This window comes from Gordonia alkanivorans, from assembly GCF_004011905.1.
GTDB classification, from domain to species: Bacteria; Actinomycetota; Actinomycetes; order Mycobacteriales; family Mycobacteriaceae; genus Gordonia; species Gordonia alkanivorans.
Window position 1 is genome coordinate 3,754,844 of the sequence record NZ_CP027114.1, and the last position, 19,816, is coordinate 3,774,659.

Here is a 19,816-nt window from a genome sequence, read left to right on the forward strand (position 1 = left end):
TCCTGTGTTCGGCAGATCCATGCGGATCTAGTCATCGTTCAGGTCACCGTCGGTGACCAGTACCTTCGAGTCTGACGGCTGAGGTGACAATTTGGCGAATCGGGGATCCGACAACAACTCCTCGTCGAGGTCGTCGATGAGGTCGACGTCGGGCAGCAGCGGCGCCAGATCGGGCAGTTCGGACAGCGAGGCCAGGCCGAGCCGCTCCAGGAACATCTCGGTGGTCGCGTAGGTCGTGGCGTTGGTCTGCGGGTCCTGGCCGACCTCGTTGATCAGGCCGCGGGCGACGAGCGTCCGGATCACACCGTCGACGTTCACACCACGGATCGCGCTGACACGCGCACGCGTCACCGGCTGCCGGTAGGCGATCACCGCGAGCGTCTCCAGGGCCGCGCGCGTCAGCTTGGACCGCGCTCCGTCGAGCAGCAATCGCTCCACATACGGCGCGTAGTCGGCCCGCGTGTAGAAGCGCCAGCCGTCGCCGGCGAAACGCAGGTCGAAACCGCTGCGCGCCGCGGTGAACTCCGACGACATGGCATTGAGCATCTCGCGCACCCGTGTCCGGTCCTGGTCGACGGCATTGGCCAGCTCCTCGGTGGTCACCGGGGTGTCGACGACGAGCAGCACGGCCTCCAGCGCCGACCGCAGGGTTTCATCGTCGAGGACCTCGGCCTCGTCGGCCACCGCCTCGTCGTTCACGTCGTCCGCGTCGTCGATCGGTCCGTCGGTCATCCGTAGTCCTCTGCCTTGTCGATGCGCAGGTCGTCGATCTGGCGCTCACCGGTCCACATCACGGCGAGATCGCCGAGCGCCTCGGGTTGTTCGAAGGTAATGGCCTGCTCGCGGTAGAGCTCCAACAGACCCAGGAAGCTACCGACGATCTCCAGCCCACTCTCGCAGTCGGCGGTGAGATCGCGGAAGTGGACCCACTCCCCGACCGACGCGCTCAGCAAAGCCGCCATCCGCCGGGCCTGACCGGGCACCGACACCGACTGGACGTCGTGGAGATGGTCGAGTCCGACGGTCGGCACCGGCCGCGGGGTCAGCGCGGTCGCGGCCACCTGCACGAACCCGTTCGCGTCGACGCCGAGCGTGACCTCCGGCAGCAGGTCCTCGAACCGCTGCTCCAGCGAGACTGCGCGCGGATAACGTTGCAACGCAGCGGCTTCCAGCTCGCCGAACAACTGTGCCACCTGCTTGTACGCACGGTACTGGAGCAGTCGCGCGAACAGCAGGTCACGGGCTTCGAGGAGTGCGAGGTCCTCGGGGTCGTCGACCTCGCCCGACGGCAGCAGCCGTGCCGCCTTGAGATCGAGCAGCGTGGCCGCCACGACGAGGAACTCGGTGGTCTGGTCGAGCCCGACCTCCGGTCCGAGCTCGCGGGTGTAGGCGATGAAGTCGTCGGTAACCACGTGCAGCGCGACCTCGGTGACATCGAGCCGGTGCTGCGAGATCAGGTTCAGCAGCAGGTCGAACGGGCCCTCGAAGTTGCGGAGTTTGACGCGGAAACCGGATTCGGGGGCCTCGGATTCAGCCGCGTCGTCGTTCTCCGCGGGGGTGTCGCCGACCGGCTCCGACACCTCGACCGGAGCCGGCGCATCGGGTCCGTCCACCTCGGGTGCAGAAGGATCGGACACGGCCGGGTCGGTGTCGACGGTCATGCGCCCTTGAGGTTGCGCGCGATCACCTCGCGCGCCAGCGCCCGGTACGCCTTCGCGCCGGCCGAGCGGGGTGCCCAGGATGTGATCGGTTCACCGGCGACGCTCGTCTCCGGGAAACGGACCGTACGGGAGATCACGGTGTCGTAGACGGCCTCGCCGAACACCTCGACGACACGTGCCATCACCTCGCGGGAGTGCAGCGTGCGGGCGTCGAACATGGTGACGAGGATGCCGCCGAGGTCCAGGCGCGGGTTGAGACGGTCGCGCACCTTGTTGATCGTGTCGGTGAGCAGCGCCAGACCGCGCAGTGAGAAATACTCGCACTCCATCGGGATGAGCACGGTGTCCGAGCAGGCGAGGGCGTTCACGGTGAGCAGGCCCAGCGACGGCTGGCAGTCGATGAGCACCACGTCGTAGCGGTCCAGGACGGGGTGCAGCGCACGGCCCAGGGACTGTTCGCGCCCCACCTCGGTGACGAGCTGGATCTCCGCTGCCGAGAGGTCGATGTTGCTCGGCAGGAGGTCGAGTCCCTCGACGCGTGTCCGCATCAGCACCTCGTCGGTGGCCACCTGCGGCGGGACGAGGAGGTTGTAGACCGTCTGCTCGAGTTCGTGGTGCGGCACACCCAGACCCGCGGACAACGCACCCTGCGGGTCGAGGTCGACGAGCAGGACGCGACGGCCGTACTCGGCGAGCGCGGCACCGAGGTTGATGGTCGAGGTGGTCTTGCCGACCCCGCCCTTCTGGTTGCAGACGGCGATGACCGTCGCCGGACCGTGACGGTCGAGGGGTCGCGGTTCGGGAACCTCGCGATAGGGACGTCCGGTGGGGCCGATCTCGTCGGCCGCGTGGTGGTCGACCTCGTCGGCGTCATGACCCGGTGAGACCTGGATCCTGTACTGATCCCCCGCGGAGGTCACGACCGCGTCCCCGAACACTCGAGGCGGGTGCCAGACCGCGGTGCGCTCGGAGTGGTCACGTGCCCGCCGCTCCCTTCACTCTTCGGTGTCCGATGCGTGTCGGCCGGGCGGCGGATGCCGGTCCCTGGTCGACGACTCGTATCAGCCTAGGACATCGCGGACGTTCACCCGCGGTCGGCGCGCGGTCAGCGGGCACGCGGATGTGCGACGGCATAGACCTCACGCATCGTGTTCACCGTCACGAGTGTGTACACCTGCGTGGTGGTCACGGATGCGTGCCCGAGGAGCTCCTGGACGACGCGGACGTCGGCGCCGCCGTCGAGCAGATGCGTCGCGAAGCTGTGCCGCAACGTATGCGGGGAAACCGCCTTGTCCAGCCCGGCACGTTCGGCGGCGGTGACCAGTACCTGCCAGGCCGACTGCCGGGAGAGGCGCCCACCCCGGGCGTTGAGGAACAGGGCCGGCGTCGCCCGCGACACCAGCGCGGGACGACCGCGGACCAGGTAGGCGTCGATGGCGCCGATCGCCGGTCCGCCGAGCGGGACGAGACGTTCCTTGCCGCCCTTGCCCCGCAGACGCACCGCCCGAGTGTCGAGGTCGAGGTCGTCGATGTCGAGTGAGGTCGCCTCGGAGATGCGGGCTCCGCAGCTGTAGAGGAACTCCAGCAGGGCACGGTCGCGCAGGGCGCGGGGATGGTCTTCCGCGCCGGCGGCCTCCAGGATCGCCAGCACCTCGTCGACCGGTAGCGACTTCGGCAGACGCCGCGCCGGACGCGGCGGACGGACCGCATGCGCGACGTCGGTCGTGACGATCCCCTCCTCGACTGCGAACTTGTGAAAACGCCTCGTCGCCACCAGGGTTCGCGCAATCGAGCTGTCCGCGAGTGGCGTGAACCCGGCATCGGGATCACCTCGACGAAGATCGACGAGGAACTCGCGCACGTCCTCCTCGGCCACCGCGTCCAGCGACGCGATGTCGCGCGATTCGAGATACCGCTTGTACCGCTCGAGGTCCCGGCGATACGAGGACACCGTGTTGGCCGCCGCACCCCGTTCGACGGTGAGGTGATCGAGGAAACGCGAGATGTCGGCGGCGATCGTCACAGGCGACCCACCGCTCGGGTACTCACGGCTGGGGTACTCACGAGCGGCGCCGACGATCGCGAAGCGCGGTGGGTTCGTCGGTCCACGGCGCGTCGACGCCCCGTAGACCGGTCCCCGACCGTTCCGCCGCCGTGGCGGCCAGGATGCCCGCGACGCTCGTGGCGTTCACGATCTCCCCGGCCAGCACCATCGCGACGGCGTCGTCGAGCGGCACCCATTCGACCTCCAGGTCGGCTTCCTCGTCGACGCGCTCCGCCTCGTCGAGGTGATGCAGGTCCTCGGCGAGGTAGAGACGGAGCGCCTCGTCGGTGAACCCCGGCGACAACGCCAGGTCGACGAGCACGTGCCAGGTGCCGGCGGCCAGGTCGGCCTCCTCGGCCAGTTCGCGCTGCGCCGCCGTCAGCGGTGCCTCACCGTCCTGGTCGAGAAGGCCGGCAGGCAACTCGAGAAGTCGACGGCCGATCGGATGCCGGTACTGACGCACCATCGCGATCCGGCCGTTCTCGTCACGGGCGAGGACCGCCACCGCACCGAAGTGCTCGACGACCTCCCGCTCCGCGATACGTCCCCCGGGCATGGCCACGTCGTCGACGCGCAGCGTGATGATCGCCCCGTCGTAGACGGTGCGGGTGCCGGTGACGTCGAACTCGTGGCCACCCAAGCCCGTCAGCCCTCGGTGCCGGTCTGGTCGATCCCGGCGACCGGCTCGACGGTGACGTCGTTGACCGCCGCGACGGTGTCGGCGGGCGCGTCGTTCGACTCGTAGTCGTCACCGAGATCCACCGGAAGCCGTTCGGCTGCCTTGTATTTCAGTGCCGCCTCGATGAACGAGCGGAACAGCGGATGGGGACGGGTCGGCCGGCTCTTGAGCTCCGGGTGCGCCTGGGTGGCGACGAAGAACGGATGAACCGACTTCGGGTACTCGACGAACTCGACGAGGTGCCCGTCGGGCGAGGTGCCCGAGAAGACCAGACCCGAATCGGCGATCTTGTCGCGGTAGGCGTTGTTGACCTCGAAGCGGTGACGGTGACGCTCGGACACCTCACGGGAGCCGTAGGACTCGGCCACGACCGAACCCGCCTTCAGGACGGCGTCGTAGGCGCCGAGGCGCATCGTGCCGCCCAGGTCCGCCTCGCCGGCGACCGCGTCGGCCTGGTCGGCCATGGTCGAGATGACCGGATGCGGGGTGTCGGGATCGAACTCCGTCGAGCTGGCCTCGTCGAGACCCACCGAGCGTGCCGCCTCGATGACCACGCACTGGAGACCCAGGCACAGACCGAGCAGCGGGATGCCCCGGCGGCGTGCATACGAGATCGCGCCGACCTTGCCCTCGATGCCGCGGATGCCGAAGCCGCCGGGGATCAGGATCGCGTCGACGTCGCCGAGTGCGGCCTGCGCACCCGCCGGGGTGTCGCAGTCATCCGACGGCACCCATTTGATCTCGGTGCGCGCCTTCCAGGCGAACCCGCCGGCACGGATGGCCTCGGTGACCGACAGGTAGGCGTCGGGCAGGTCGACGTACTTGCCGACCAGCGCGACCCGCACCGTCTCGCGCGGCTCGTGGACGCGGTGGAGCAGCTCGCCCCAGACCGTCCAGTCGACATCGCGGAACGGCAGCCCGAGCTTGCGGACCACATAAGCGTCGAGGTGCTCGTTGTGCAGCACCTTGGGGATGTCGTAGATCGACGGCGCGTCGGGGGTCGAGATCACGCCGTCGAGCTCGACGTCGCACATCAGCGCGATCTTCTTCTTGAGTCCCTCGGGCACGTCGCGGTCGCAGCGCAGGATCAGCGCGTCGGGCTGGATACCGACGTTGCGCAGCGCGGCGACCGAATGCTGGGTCGGCTTGGTCTTCAGCTCACCAGACGGCGCGAGGTACGGGACCAGCGAGACGTGGAGGAAGAAGACGTTGTCGCGACCGACCTCGTGGCGCACCTGTCGCGCAGCCTCGATGAACGGGAGCGACTCGATGTCGCCGACCGTGCCACCGATCTCGGTGATGACGACGTCGGGAACCTCGCCGTCGGCGTCGGGCTCGCCCATGGCCAGCACACGGGACTTGAGCTCGTCGGTGATGTGCGGGATGACCTGCACGGTCTCACCGAGGTACTCGCCGCGTCGCTCCTTGGCGATGACCGTCGAATACACCTGTCCCGTGGTCACATTCGCCGACTGTGAGAGGTTGCGGTCCAGGAAGCGCTCGTAGTGTCCGACGTCGAGGTCGGTCTCGGCGCCGTCCTCGGTCACGAAGACCTCTCCGTGCTGGAACGGGTTCATCGTGCCGGGATCGACGTTCAGATAGGGATCGAGCTTCTGCATCGTGACCCGTAGGCCCCGAGAAGTGAGAAGTTGACCCAGGCTCGAGGCCGTGAGGCCCTTACCCAGTGAAGAAGCGACGCCACCAGTGACGAAGATGTGCTTGGTGTCGTGAACGTGTCGCAAAGGTCGCAAAAGCGTGTCTCCCGTCGGCCGAATCGGGGCGGATGCCCTGATTACCTACGGGACTCCAGGGTAACACCACTGTGCCGCCGCGCTGTACCGCCACACCGACGCGCGGCGTGGCGGTACTCACTCCGACGACGTGATCGGCTCGATTGCGGCGGTCCCGATGGTGTCAGGCGGCCGGCTTGCCGTCGGCCCCGACGGTGACCGCGGTGGCGCCGGCGCCGGTTCCGTAGGACCCGGTCGCACCCTTGCCCTCGGCGGCGAGCGCCAGGACGGTGGTGATCAGGCCGGTCGGCTGATCGACGTTGTCGACGGTGGACACGGCGTTGGTCAACGACGGGTCGGCGCGGACCACGGCGATAGGCGAGCCGCCGTTCGCCGAACCGGTCCGACCGACGAGCACTCCACCCACGCCACGGACGGATGCCGCCGCGGCCAGGCGTGCGACCACAGCACCCTGGGCGCCCGAGTCGGGGCCGAACTCGTCGCCGGTCACGACGACCATCAGATCGGCAGGCGTGACGGCGTTGTTGGCGTAGTCGATGAACCCACCGTCACGCAGGGCGGCCAACCCGGTCCGGCGGTCCGCGGACGACGCTGGGCGGGTCGTCTTCCCGGAGAGCACGAGTGTTCCGAGCAGGTCGCCGGCCCGGCTGCCCGAGTCGGTCAGCTCGGCACGCAGGATCGCTCCCGGCGGGATCGTCTGGTCAACGATGGTGCGCAGCTGCTCGGCGTTCTGGTCGCTCAGAAGGGACTCGGTCAGCGCGATCTGACCGGCGAAGCGCGCGCCGGCGCCCGAGATGTTCTCCTTCACGGCGTCCACGTCGGCCTCGGCCGCGTTCGGCGCGGTCACCACGAGAACCGACTGGCCGCGCAGAGTGTTGGCGATGAGCCGGGGCCCGATCGCCAGGTCGAAACTGTTGGCCGCGTTCAGTTTCGCGTTCAGGTCGTCGCGCTGGTTCTCGAGATCACCGATGCGGTCCCGGCTGGTGCCGGTCATCGAGTTCACGCGATCGCCGACGAACCCCGAGCCGAGGAACAGTCCGAGCGCCAATGCCAGGAATACCGCGACCAGTGAGATCGCATGCTGTCGTAGCGAAATCATCGCCTATCGGTTCCAGACCTCTCGTGCCCAGTCGAGCAGCGCATTCCACTGCGTGACAATCCAATCGGTGACGTCGGCGCCGGTGTTGGACAGCAGCAGCGCCGCGATCACGGCGACCAGTGCGGCCAGGACGACACATGCGATCGCGGCACCTGAGACGCGGCTGCGGTACAGCGTCGCAACGGCTTTCGCGTCGACGAGCTTCTGTCCGACCTTGAGGCGGGTCAGGAACATCGACGGGTTGCTCTCGCGACGCGAACGGTCGAAGAAGTCGTCGAGCGTGCCGGGGTAGCCGACGGTGACGATCAGGTCGGCACCGTGGTAGTCGGTCAGCAGCAGGGCGAGGTCTTCCGCGGAACCGGCCGCGGGGAAGGTGGTCGCACCGATACCGAGATCCTGGATGCGCTCGAGGCCTGCGGCGTGGCCATCGGTGTCGGCCGGAAGGACCAGCTGGGCACCGGATTTCAGCGTCGGGGTCTTGATGTTCTCCGGATCGCCGACGATGATCGCGGGCTTGTAGCCGGCCTTGGTCAGGGTGTCGGCACCGGTACCGACGCCGACCATCACCGGCTGGTACTCCTTGATGAACGGCTTGAGTGCGCGCAGATCTGCGGCTCGGTCGGCGCCTTCGCCGACGATGATCACGTGCCGGCCGGCGAGGTCGACGTCGATGTCCGGCACGCCGACACCGTCGATCAGCAACGGGGACTCGCTGCGGATGAACTCGATCGTGTTGCCCGAGAACGCTTCCAGATGATCGACGAGGCCCGCCTTGGCGCCGATCATGATGTCGGCGATGTCGCGCTCGTCGAGCTCGGTGCCCAGGGCCAGTCGACGCTCACCGACGAACAGGCGGTCGTCGTGGACGCGCACCTTGGCGCCGTCCTTGACACGCTTGAAGATCTCCGGACCCACATCGTCGAGGAGCACGATGCCGGAGGCGACGAGCACCTCCGGGCCGAGGTTCGGGTAGCGGCCGGTGATCGAGCGGGAGACGTTGACCACCGCGACCACGTTGGCCTCGACGAGGGCGTCGGCGGTGACGCGGTCGAGGTCGACCTCGTCGAGGATGGCGATGTCACCCGGGCCGACCCGACTGAGCAGCCGCTTGGTGTTCTTGTCGATCCTGGCGATACCGGTCACGCCAGGCAGTTCTTCGGTGTTACGCGCGAGCAGTGCAGGCATCTTCATGCCCGCAATGATTGACCGAGGACACGACGGAGCCCGGGAGGCGCGCCGTAACACGAGAAACTTTTGTCACACAAGCAACACGGGCACCAGCCCGTCCGAGGTCAGTGCGCGGCCCGTTCGGCCTCCGCGGTGGCCAGCAGTTCCTCGGCGTGGGCGCGTCCGGTGTCGGACTCCCCCAGGCCGGCGAGCATCCGTGCCAGTTCGGCGACGCGCTCGTCTCGGTCGAGAGTCCGCACACTGCTCGTGACCAGCGAACCCTTCTTGGACTTGCCGATGACGAGGTGGTTGTCGGCGAAGGCCGCGACCTGCGGCAGGTGGGTGACGACGATGACCTGATGAGCTCGGGCAAGCCGAGAGAGACGCTTGCCGATCTCCACGGCCGCACGACCGCCGACACCGGCGTCGACCTCGTCGAACACCATGACCGACCCTGACGTCGGCGCCGCGAGGACCACCTCGAGCGCGAGCATCACCCGCGACAGTTCACCGCCCGACGCCGACTTCGCGATCGGGAGCGGCGTGGCCCCGGGGTGCGCGACGAGCGCGAACTCCACCTTGTCGGCGCCGTCGGCACCGGCGTGGGCGCGGGTGCCGTCGATGGTGATTGCGAGTCGGTCCTCGGGTGAGGCGGGGTCAGGGCTGACGGAGACCGCCAGAGCAGAGTCGCCCATTGCGAGGCCCTTCAGCTCCTTGGACACCTTGTCCGCCATCGACGACGCCGCTTTGACGCGCAGCGTGTGAAGTCTGGTCGCGGCGGCCTCGACCTTCTCGAGCGCCGTGGCGGCCGCTGATTCGAGTTCCTCGATGGATGCCCGTGGGTCCTCGATCTCGGCGAGCCGGGCCTGCGCCTTGTGCCGCCAGTCGATGACGCCGTCGACGTCGGGTGCGTACTTGCGCACGAGCGACTTGAGTTCTGCCTGACGTGCCAGGAGTTTGTCGAGCTCGTCGGCGTCGGCCGGGAGGCTCGAGGTGAACGCGGTCAGTTCGGCACCGACGTCGGTGATCACGGTGAGCGCCTCGGAGACGCGTGGGACCAGTCCTCGCAGGGTGTCGTCGGCGGCGCCCTCGAGGAGGGTGCGCACGGCGCCCAACCCCTCGATGACCGACGATCCCGAGTCGCCGGCGACGATGTCGTGGGCCTGATCGGCGGCCCCGCGGATGGATTCGAGGTCGGACAGGCGCCGGATCGTGGCGGTGAGTTCCTCGTCCTCGCCCGGGACCGGGTCGACCGCGGCGATCTCGTCGATGCCGAAGCGGAGCCGGTCGGCTTCCTGGGCGAGCTCGCGGTAGTTGGCGCGACGGGCATCGAGTTCGTCGAGGATGTCGACCCACGCGGTCCGCGCCTTGCGGTAGGCGTCCAGCGCGGCTGTCGCCTTCGTCCCGCCGAACGTGTCGAGAGCTGCACGCTGATGCTCCGGGCGCAGCAGGCGCAGTTGATCGTTCTGACCATGAATGGCCAGGACGGCGGTGGTCAGCTGACCCATGACCCCGACGGGGACCGAGCGGCCACCCAGGTGAGCGCGGGAGCGTCCGTCGGCGCTGACCGAGCGCACCGCGATCACGGTGTCGTCGTCGTCGAGTTCGGCTCCGGTGGAGTCGAGGATGTCGGCGACCACCGGGTCCTTCTGCACACCCTCGGCGTTCGCCAGCCGGAAGCGACCTTCGACGATCGCCTTGGCGCTACCTGTTCGGACGCGGGTCGCGTCGGCGCGCGCACCCGACAGCAGGTGCAGGCTGGTGACGATCATCGTCTTCCCCGCGCCGGTCTCACCGGTCAGCACCGTGAAGCCCGGGTGGAAACGCGCCTGCGCCTCCTCGATGACACCGAGTCCGGTGATCGACAGTTCTTCGAGCACCCCTATGCCTGCCTCCCTCGCCATCCCGTGACCGGGAGGGCGAACTTGGTCACGAGCCGGTCGGCGAACGGATCGGAGTCGATCCGGATCCAGTTGACCGAACGATCGCTGCGTACGACCTCGACGCGGGCGCCGGCCGGCACGTCGAGTGCTCGACGGCCGTCGCACAGCGCCACCGCCGAGCGTCCGTTCTTGTCCACTTCCACGGCGATGCGCGACCGCGGGCTCGTCACCATGGGCCGAGCGAACAGCGCGTGGGCGTTGTTGGGCACCACGAGGATGGCCTCGAGGTCCGGCCACATCACCGGGCCGCCCGCGGAGAATGCGTAGGCCGTCGACCCGGTCGGGGTCGCGACCAGCACGCCGTCCGCGCCGAATGCCGATACCGGGCGACCATCGACCTCGGTGACGAGTTCGAGCACACCGTTCTTGCTGGTGTTGAGGATCGCGACCTCGTTGAGCGCCCAGCTGCTCGCCGTCGGCGGGTCGGGGTCGGCCGGGTCGACGATGTCGATCTCGAGCGTCATCCGCGGTTCGATGCGGTAGTCGCGGGCGATGAGCTGATTCATCACCTCGTCGACCTTGTGCGCCTCCGATTCGGCGAGGAAGCCGATGTGCCCGAGGTTGATGCCCAGCACGGGCACCCCCGCCGGACATGCCAACTCGGCGGCGCGGAGAAACGTCCCGTCGCCGCCGAGGACGATGACGAGCTCACATCCCTCGGCCGAGGCGGACTCGGCGGTGGTCACCTCGACCACGGCGCCCAGGGACCGGAGGTACTCGGGATCGACGGGTACGTTTCCGGGTCGCGACTGCTGATCGTCGCGGTTGCGGTAGATCACGTCATGATCGGGGGCGTCCCGGTCGAGGGTGTCGTGGTCGACGACGCGCAGCGCGACACCGGCGGCACCGCAGTGGCGGGCGATGGCCTCGATCGTCTCGAGGACGTTCTCGCGTCCGGTGTGGGCGACCACCAAGAACTCGCGGGCACCGGCGGACTCGGCTACCGAATCGTCGGTCACTGGTGGTTCCCTCCCAGAGAAGTGTGGTCGGACGTGTGTGGTCGAGCAGGAACGAGATGAGCAGGCGCCGGCCGATTCGGACTCAGCTCGGCCCCTCCGCGACCGCACGCTCGATCATGGAGCGGAGTTCGTCGGACGATGCCGACGGGTCGACCCTATCGCTCTCCCCCGACTCCTCGCCCGTCCGGCCACCGGGCTCGTTGCGCAGCCAGAGGAAGAACTCGACGTTGCCCGACGGGCCCGGCAGCGGACTGGCCACGACGCCACGGGTCACGAGCCCGAGTGCGGCCGCCTCTGTCGCCACCGCCAGCACGGCCTCGGCACGCAGAGCGGGGTCGCGCACGACGCCGCCGGAACCGACGCGGTCCTTGCCCACCTCGAACTGCGGCTTGACCATGGGCAGCAGATCGGCACCCGGCACCACGCAGCGCGCGAACGCCGGCAGGACGAGTCCCAACGAGATGAAGGACAGGTCGGCCACCACGACGTCCACCGGACCGCCGATCGCTTCCGGTTCGAGGTGCCGGACGTTGGTGCGGTCGTGTACGTGAACGCGGTCGTCGTTCTGCAGACGCCAGATCAGTTGTCCGTAACCGACGTCCACGGCGACGACCTCCCGGACGTCGCGACGCAGCAGGACATCGGTGAAGCCGCCGGTCGAGGCACCTGCATCGAGGCATCGGCGACCTGCCAGGGACAGCCCTTGGGGCTCGAACGCCTCGAGAGCACCGAGGAGTTTGTGGGCGCCGCGCGACGCCCAGTCGTCCTTCGGTGCTTCCACCACGACGATCGGGGTATCCCTGGTGACACCGGTCGCGGCCTTCGCCGCCACCGTTCCGTTGACCTTCACGACGCCGGCATCGACGAGTTCGCGCGCCTGCTCCCGGGATCGGGCCAGGCCACGCCGGACGAGTTCCGCGTCGAGTCGTGCTCTGGTGGCCATCGTCAGTGCCGCGTCCGGAGTCGGATCATCGGCGGTCCACCGCGTCGAGCGCCGCGGTGAGGGCGTCGTGAGCCTGCTCGAGGAGGTTGGCCTGACGCTCGAGGGCAGCGAGCGAGAAGGTGTCACCGACCGACTCCCGGAGATCGTCGACCTGCACGAGGAGCTCGGAGACGGTGGCCTCGACGTCGGGCAGGTCGAGTGCGGCGTCTGCGCCCGACGAGGGATTGTCGTCGAGTGCTGCCATCGGGTCGTACTGACGACGCGGCATGGCGCCCGGACCGGGTCGGGGCGCCATGCTGTTCGGTGTCGGAACGCTGCTCAGGCCCGAAGGACTGCTCTCGTCACTCGGATAAGTCATCGTCACCCACGCTAGCCGACGAGGGTGACACCCAGCGACGCCAGCTTGTCGCGCGCCGGGCCCTCGGCACGGATCCGCAGTTCCTCCGGATCAGCGGTGCCCGCATCGACCGCGGCCCAGGTGGCAGCTGCCAGAGCGGGAACGAGTCCGATCACGTCGCCCGAGCCGGAGACAGTCACGGTGGATGCCTCCACGCTCACGGTCCAGCCCGGCTGATCGGCCACGCGAACCGCGTCGATCTCGTCGAACACGCCGGCCAGATCTTCGATGACGTAGGTGGGACGCTGCTCCGGCGGTGCGGCCAGCAGGTCGGTGACCGTGCTGACGCCCGTGAGAACCAGTGCACTCTCGATGCCGACGGCGTGTGCGCCCTCGATGTCGGTGTCGAGACGGTCGCCCACGACGAGCGGTGAATTCGCCGCAGCACGGGCGATCGCGTCCGCCATCAGCGGGGCAGCCGGCTTGCCTGCGACGAGCGGCTCCTTGCCGGTGGCGTTACGCAGTGCGGCGACCATCGAACCGTTGCCGACGAGCAGACCGCGCTCGGACGGCAGTGTGGCGTCGACATTGGTGGCCACCCACAGGGCGCCGGCCCGGATCGCCAGCGCGGCCTCGGACAGCTGGGCCCAACCGGTGTCGGTGGAGTGTCCCTGGATGACGGCTGCGGGACGGTCGTCGGCACTGCGCGTGACGCCGATGCCGACCTCGCGCACCTCTTGCGCCAGCCCGTCGGTGCCGATGACCAGCGCCCGCGACCCCGGAGGGAGATGCTCGGACAGCAACCGCGCCCCCGACTGGGCACTGGTGACGACGAGGTCGTCGGTCGCATCGAAGCCGAGTTCACGAAGGTGGGCGGCGACCTCTGCGGGACGACGACTCGCATTGTTCGTCACGAAGAAGCGGGGGATGTCGAGCCGGTCGAGGGTGTCGACTGCGTTCGGCAGTGCCTGGTGGCCCGCGAAGACGGTTCCGTCGAGGTCCAGTAGCAGCGCATCGTATCGATCGACGAGTGCCTGCGACCCGGTACTGCCCTCTTCTATGTAGCTGGACGTCGCCGACAGATCGGCAGTGCCTTCCAGGCTGTCGATCGTGTCGGTGTCGGCCGGCTCCGAAGAGGCGACCCGTTCGGGTGCAGTAACCGGCTCAGGAGCAGCGATCGGCTCAGGTGCGGAGACCGGTTCAGGTGCAGCCACCGGCTCAGGAGCAGCAACGGACTCGGGAATCGCGCTCGTCTCGGCCGGAGCAGGCTTGGCAGTCACAGGCTCGGCAGTTACCGCCTCCGGCTTCGCCTGCTCGGAGGCCGCCGGAACCTCGGACACCGCGCTGTCGGCGAGAACGTCGACTCCGTCGACGTCCGGCTCGCCGTTCCCGACGGGTGTGTCGTCGTTCGCGAGCTCGGTCAGGCGGAACTCGGCGTCGGTGACGTCGTCGATGTCGGCGGCGGCCGCATTCATGAACCAGGTGATGGCCTCGTCCCGACGACCGGACGCGTACAGCGCCGATGCGTAGGCGTAGAACAGGCGTGCGGGACCGGTTCCCACCTGTCCCGGCTTGAGGTTCTCGGCCTGCAGCGTCACCACGGCCTTCTCCGGCTCGCCGAGGTCGATACGCGCACCGGCTTCGACTATGCGCATCTCGGTGGCTTCCTCACCGGTCAGCGCACGGCCCTCGTCCCCGCGGGCGATCTCGACGGCACGTTCCGGACGTCCCAGCCCACGCTCGCAGTCGGCGATGAGGGGCAGCAGCGCGTTGTTGCCGGTGATACGACGGGCAGCACGCAGTTCGGTGGCGGACTCCTGCCACTCGCCGGCGTTGTACGCGGCGATACCGGTGGTCTCCCGGACCACGCCGACACGGGACGCACGGCCTCGTGCGGCACGGGCATGCTCGAGGGCGAGAGCCGGCTCTTCGAGAAGTAGACGCGAGACCATCACCAGGTGTTTCGCGACGATCTCGGCATTCGCCTTGTCGAGGGTCAGCAGGTCGCGACGAACTTCCGGATCGAGATCCGACGCATTGAGGTCATCGGGTAGCGGCGGACCCTGCTGCCGTCGGCCACCGTCGCCGCGCTCACGCCCCGGACGGTCCGGGCGACGCCCCCGGCCCGAATCACCACGGCTGGAGTCGCCCTGGCCACGGGATCCCCGCTGACCTCGGGGGCCACCCTGGCCCCGCGACTCGCGCTGATCTCGCGTATCACGTTCACCGCGTCCGTCACGACGCGGACGATCACGATCACTCATAGCTGCCAATCTATGCCCTCGAACCTTGATGGGATGAGGTGGGCCCTTCGTAGTGGTCCAGTTGTTGTGCGACTCTGTTGCCCGAGTGTTTGGGCAGGAAGAATCGACGACGACATGGCAGGTAGCAAGCGCCGGCGGCATACGCCGGATCAGATCATCCGCAAGCTGGCCGAGGGCAACAAGCTCCTCGGGACCGGGCAGGAGTTGGCTGAGGTGTGCCGGCATCTGGAGGTCACAGAGTCGACCTGGCATCGCTGGGTGGCCCAGTACGGGGGCATGAAGGCCAATGACGTCAAACGCCTCAAAGAACTCGAAGCTGAGAACGCTCGGCTCAAGAAGTTGGTCGCCAACCAGGCCCTCGATATCGACATGCTCAAGGAGGTTTCGTCGGGAAACTTCTGACCCCGAACCGCAAGCGCAGCGCCGTGACGATGCTGCGTGAGCGGTTCGGGGTATCTGAGCGGCGAGCATGTGCTGTGGTGGGCATCCACCGCTCCACGATGCGACTGCACCCAGCGCCGATCACCGCGGAGGAAGCCGAGCTGCGGTCCTGGCTACGTGGGTTTTCCACCGACCGGCCCCGCTGGGGCTGGCGACGCGCCGCGATCGCCGCGCGCAAAGCGGGCTTCACGGTCAACAACAAACGCATCCGCCGCCTGTGGCGCGAGGAGGGGCTGCGAGTTCCCCAGCGCCGCAGGAAGAAACGGCTCACCGGAATCGGGACCGCGGTTGGGGCGATGTGCCCAATCCGGCCGAACGTGATCTGGGCGATGGACTTCCAATTCGACACCACCGCCGACGGCCGAACCATCAAAATGCTCAACGTGATCGACGAGTTCACCCGCGAAGCCCTGGCGATCCACGTCGACCGCGTCATCAACGCCGATGGCGTGGTTGACGTTCTCGACCGCCTGGCCCTGATACATGGTCCACCGTGCTACGTGCGGTTCGACAACGGACCGGAATTCGTCGCTCACGCCGTCAACGACTGGTGCCGATTCAACGGCACCGGATCACTATTCATCGACCCCGGCTCCCCGTGGCAGAACGCCTGGATCGAATCGTTCAACGGCCGCCTGCGCGACGAGCTGCTCAACTCCTGGCGCTTTGACTCCCTGCGCGAAGCCCGGGTCATCATCGAAGACTGGAGGATCGACTACAACGCCAACCGACCCCATTCGGCCCACCACGGACTCACCCCCGCCGAGTTCGCCCTACAGTGGACCACGACCCACCAACCCCAAGCCGCATAGCGACTGGACCATCGAATGGGTCCCCCTCAGGGAAGCATCGCCGGCCACGTCGAGACGACGTGCGCGAACGAGAAAAGCCCCGTATCCGACGAAAGAAATCATCGAATACGGGGCCCTTCTGAAATTGTGTTCGGCGGTGTCCTACTCTCCCACACTGATTAAGGTGCAGTACCATTGGCGCTGGAGGGCTTAGCTTCCGGGTTCGGAATGGGGCCGGGCGTTTCCCCTCCGCTATGGCCGCCGTAACTCTATAAAACAACCAACAAACCGGTTATTTGTTTGTTTGTGTGTTGTTTCAGAAGATGCATAGTGGATGCGAACACACCAAAAACATGTTGTTTTGGTGATGTTGTGGGTGTTGTTGGTAAGTCCTCGGCCGATTAGTACCAGTCACCTGAACACATTGCTGTGCGTACAGTTCTGGCCTATCAACCCCATGGTCTGTAGGGGGCCTTAACCCCGCAAAAGGGGGTGAGAAACCTCATCTTGGAACAGGCTTCCCGCTTAGATGCTTTCAGCGGTTATCCCTTCCGAACGTAGCTAACCAGCAGTGCCCCTGGCGGGACAACTGGCACACCAGAGGTTCGTCCGTCCCGGTCCTCTCGTACTAGGGACAGGTTTCCTCAAGTTTCTTACGCGCGCGGCGGATAGAGACCGAACTGTCTCACGACGTTCTAAACCCAGCTCGCGTGCCGCTTTAATGGGCGAACAGCCCAACCCTTGGGACCTACTCCAGCCCCAGGATGCGACGAGCCGACATCGAGGTGCCAAACCATCCCGTCGATATGGACTCTTGGGGAAGATCAGCCTGTTATCCCCGGGGTACCTTTTATCCGTTGAGCGACACCGCTTCCACTTGCCGGTGCCGGATCACTAGTCCCGACTTTCGTCCCTGCTCGACATGTACGTCTCACAGTCAAGCTCCCTTGTGCACTTACACTCAACACCTGATTGCCAACCAGGCTGAGGGAACCTTTGGGCGCCTCCGTTACTTTTTAGGAGGCAACCGCCCCAGTTAAACTACCCACCAGGCACTGTCCCTGAACCCGATCAGGGTCCGAGGTTAGAAGTCCAATACGATCAGAGTGGTATTTCAACAGCGACTCCATGAACACTGGCGTGCCCACTTCACAGTCTCCCACCTATCCTACACAAACCGAACCGAACACCAATACCAAGCTATAGTGAAGGTCCCGGGGTCTTTTCGTCCTGCCGCGCGTAACGAGCATCTTTACTCGTACTGCAATTTCGCCGAGTCTGTGGTTGAGACAGCAGAGAAGTCGTTACGCCATTCGTGCAGGTCGGAACTTACCCGACAAGGAATTTCGCTACCTTAGGATGGTTATAGTTACCACCGCCGTTTACTGGGGCTTAAATTCTCAGCTTCGCCACCCAAAGGTGACTAACCGGTCCTCTTAACCTTCCAGCACCGGGCAGGCGTCAGTCCGTATACATCGTCTTACGACTTCGCACGGACCTGTGTTTTTAGTAAACAGTCGCTTCTCTCTGGTCTCTGCGACCCACACCCGCTCAGAGAGTAAATCTCGTCACCGGTCTGGGTCCCCCTTCTCCCGAAGTTACGGGGGCATTTTGCCGAGTTCCTTAACCACAGTTCTCTCGATCGCCTTAGTATTCTCTACCTGACCACCTGTGTTGGTTTGGGGTACGGGCCGTGTACCAACTCACTAGAGGCTTTTCTCGGCAGCATAGGATCATGGAATTCGCCGCAACGGCTACGCATCACCTCTCAGGCTATATGTGTTCCGGATTTGCCTAGAACACGCCCTACAGGCTTACACCAGTACAACCACTGACTGGCCCCACTACCTTCCTGCGTCACCCCATCGCTTGCCTACTACCAGCCAAGGTCCCATGCATCACCCCACCCGGCACCCGAAGGCGCTCTTGGGGGATCTGGATGGTTAGTACAACTGATTCAGCATGGGCGCGGATACACGGGTACGGGAATATCAACCCGTTGTCCATCGACTACGCCTGTCGGCCTCGCCTTAGGTCCCGACTCACCCTGGGCGGATTAGCCTGGCCCAGGAACCCTTGGTCATTCGGCGGAAGAGTTTCTCACTCTTCTTTCGCTACTCATGCCTGCATTCTCACTCCCACACCCTCCACCACTAGATCACTCTGTGGCTTCCACGGATGCAGGACGCTCCCCTACCCACCCACACACCTGGTTGACACTCCGTAGAACATCAACGGGCTAACGTGTGAGTGCCGCGGCTTCGGCGGTGTACTTGAGCCCCGCTACATTGTCGGCGCAGGATCACTTGACCAGTGAGCTATTACGCACTCTTTCAAGGGTGGCTGCTTCTAAGCCAACCTCCTGGTTGTCTTCGCGACCCCACATCCTTTTCCACTTAGTACACGCTTAGGGGCCTTAGCCGGCGATCTGGGCTGTTTCCCTCTCGACTACGAACCTTATCGCCCGCAGTCTCACTGCCACACTCTCACTTACCGGCATTCGGAGTTTGGCTGACGTCAGTAACCCTGTGGGGCCCATCGGCCATCCAGTAGCTCTACCTCCGGTAAGAAACATGTGACGCTGCACCTAAATGCATTTCGGGGAGAACCAGCTATCACGGAGTTTGATTGGCCTTTCACCCCTACCCACAACTCATCCCCTCCATTTTCAACTGAAGTGGGTTCGGGCCTCCACGACGTCTTACCGTCGCTTCACCCTGGCCATGGGTAGATCACTCCGCTTCGGGTCTAGACCCGGCGACTCTTTCGCCCTATTCAGACTCGCTTTCGCTACGGCTACCCCACACGGGTTAACCTCGCCACCGAGCACTAACTCGCAGGCTCATTCTTCAAAAGGCACGCCATCACCCACCACAGTAAACTGTGCACAGGCTTTGACGGATTGTAAGCGTCCGGTTTCAGGTACTATTTCACTCCCCTCCCGGGGTACTTTTCACCTTTCCCTCACGGTACTTGTCCGCTATCGGTCACCAGGAAGTATTCAGGCTTACCGGGTGGTCCCGGCAGATTCACAGCAGATTCCACGAGCCCGCTGCTACTTGGGCATCCATCACGCAAGACCATGTGTTTTCAGCTACCGGACTCTCACCGTCTACGGCAGACCATTCCAGGCCACTTCACCTAACACACGATTTTCTGACTCACGCTTCCACAGGCAGATGGAAGAAGATGAACCCCACAACACCACACACACAACCCCTACCCGGTATCACATGCGCATGGTTTAGCCTCATCCGCTTTCGCTCGCCACTACTCACGGAATCACTTTTGTTTTCTCTTCCTATGGGTACTGAGATGTTTCACTTCCCCACGTTCCCTCCACACCCCCTATACATTCAGAGGTGGGTAACACGACATCACTCGTGCTGGGTTTCCCCATTCGGACACCCTCGGATCACAGCTCGTTTGACAACTCCCCGAGGACTATCGCGGCCTACCACGTCCTTCATCGGCTCCTGGTACCAAGGCATCCACCGAACGCCCTTACACACTTACAACAACACCTACAAACCACCCCCACCCCAAAAGAACGAGGATCGAATGTAGACATCACAAAACAAACAAATTTTTGCTAAATCACAGACCAACGTCAACGTTGATTTGAAATAAAGATGCTCGCATCCACTATGCACTTCTCAAACAACACACACCGTCTGACCGCCCACACCTCCGCGCCCCATCACAGGACACCTCACCAGCATGATTGACCGAACAGC

General features: G+C 65.7%; 14 protein-coding genes and 2 rRNA genes. 1 reads left to right on the forward strand and 15 read right to left on the reverse strand.

From position 1 onward, the window contains the following. Positions 1 to 27: 27 nt before the first annotated feature. The 13 genes from scpB to C5O27_RS17240 form a co-directional block, all read right to left on the reverse strand. Positions 28 to 732 (reverse strand): SMC-Scp complex subunit ScpB, encoded by a 705-nt coding sequence (scpB, locus tag C5O27_RS17180; RefSeq protein ID WP_006360849.1) that lies wholly within the window; start codon positions 730 to 732, stop codon positions 28 to 30. Then, on the reverse strand, positions 729 to 1,661 hold the full coding sequence (locus tag C5O27_RS17185; protein WP_006360848.1) for a segregation and condensation protein A: 933 nt from the start codon (positions 1,659 to 1,661) through the stop codon (positions 729 to 731). The genes scpB and C5O27_RS17185 overlap by 4 nt, the downstream gene beginning before the upstream one ends. Then, positions 1,658 to 2,599, reverse strand: coding sequence for a ParA family protein (locus C5O27_RS17190; protein WP_006360847.1), 942 nt, complete (start codon positions 2,597 to 2,599; stop codon positions 1,658 to 1,660). The genes C5O27_RS17185 and C5O27_RS17190 overlap by 4 nt, the downstream gene beginning before the upstream one ends. Before the next feature lie 167 nt (positions 2,600 to 2,766). Continuing rightward, the gene (gene xerD / locus C5O27_RS17195) at positions 2,767 to 3,684 is read right to left on the reverse strand and encodes a site-specific tyrosine recombinase XerD (protein ID WP_127963237.1); all 918 of its coding nucleotides are present in this window, start codon (positions 3,682 to 3,684) and stop codon (positions 2,767 to 2,769) included. A 37-nt stretch (positions 3,685 to 3,721) separates the two neighbouring features. Beyond that, complete coding sequence (locus C5O27_RS17200) at positions 3,722 to 4,345, reverse strand: NUDIX domain-containing protein (RefSeq protein WP_006360845.1); 624 nt, start codon at positions 4,343 to 4,345, stop codon at positions 3,722 to 3,724. Between the two features lie 5 nt (positions 4,346 to 4,350). Further along, the gene (locus C5O27_RS17205) at positions 4,351 to 6,135 is read right to left on the reverse strand and encodes a CTP synthase (protein ID WP_075862581.1); all 1,785 of its coding nucleotides are present in this window, start codon (positions 6,133 to 6,135) and stop codon (positions 4,351 to 4,353) included. A 163-nt stretch (positions 6,136 to 6,298) separates the two neighbouring features. Beyond that, on the reverse strand, positions 6,299 to 7,234 hold the full coding sequence (locus tag C5O27_RS17210) for a copper transporter (protein ID WP_035752236.1): 936 nt from the start codon (positions 7,232 to 7,234) through the stop codon (positions 6,299 to 6,301). 3 nt (positions 7,235 to 7,237) lie between these two features. Next, positions 7,238 to 8,425, reverse strand: a complete 1,188-nt coding sequence (steA, locus tag C5O27_RS17215) for a putative cytokinetic ring protein SteA (protein WP_035752234.1) — start codon at positions 8,423 to 8,425, stop codon at positions 7,238 to 7,240. A gap of 101 nt (positions 8,426 to 8,526) precedes the next feature. Then, complete coding sequence (gene recN / locus C5O27_RS17220; RefSeq protein ID WP_035752231.1) at positions 8,527 to 10,281, reverse strand: DNA repair protein RecN; 1,755 nt, start codon at positions 10,279 to 10,281, stop codon at positions 8,527 to 8,529. A gap of 2 nt (positions 10,282 to 10,283) precedes the next feature. After that, on the reverse strand, positions 10,284 to 11,303 hold the full coding sequence (locus tag C5O27_RS17225; protein ID WP_006360840.1) for an NAD kinase: 1,020 nt from the start codon (positions 11,301 to 11,303) through the stop codon (positions 10,284 to 10,286). 82 nt (positions 11,304 to 11,385) lie between these two features. Continuing rightward, the gene (locus tag C5O27_RS17230; protein WP_127963238.1) at positions 11,386 to 12,246 is read right to left on the reverse strand and encodes a TlyA family RNA methyltransferase; all 861 of its coding nucleotides are present in this window, start codon (positions 12,244 to 12,246) and stop codon (positions 11,386 to 11,388) included. A 25-nt stretch (positions 12,247 to 12,271) separates the two neighbouring features. Next, positions 12,272 to 12,604, reverse strand: coding sequence for a hypothetical protein (locus tag C5O27_RS17235; RefSeq protein ID WP_040004403.1), 333 nt, complete (start codon positions 12,602 to 12,604; stop codon positions 12,272 to 12,274). An 11-nt stretch (positions 12,605 to 12,615) separates the two neighbouring features. Then, the gene (locus C5O27_RS17240; RefSeq protein WP_208651384.1) at positions 12,616 to 14,847 is read right to left on the reverse strand and encodes an HAD-IIA family hydrolase; all 2,232 of its coding nucleotides are present in this window, start codon (positions 14,845 to 14,847) and stop codon (positions 12,616 to 12,618) included. Positions 14,848 to 14,961: 114 nt separating this feature from the next. Here C5O27_RS17240 and C5O27_RS17255 point away from each other — a divergent pair. Then, positions 14,962 to 16,100 (forward strand): IS3 family transposase gene (locus C5O27_RS17255; protein ID WP_127962095.1). Its coding sequence is split into 2 segments (ribosomal slippage): positions 14,962 to 15,232 and positions 15,232 to 16,100, totalling 1,140 coding nucleotides; the frame shifts between segments, so codons are not numbered across the junction. Positions 16,101 to 16,228: 128 nt separating this feature from the next. On the opposite strand, the gene rrf is transcribed toward C5O27_RS17255, so the two are convergent. Further along, positions 16,229 to 16,345: ribosomal RNA gene (rrf, locus tag C5O27_RS17260) — 5S ribosomal RNA — on the reverse strand. A gap of 115 nt (positions 16,346 to 16,460) precedes the next feature. Continuing rightward, positions 16,461 to 19,597: ribosomal RNA gene (locus C5O27_RS17265) — 23S ribosomal RNA — on the reverse strand. Positions 19,598 to 19,816 lie beyond the last annotated feature (219 nt).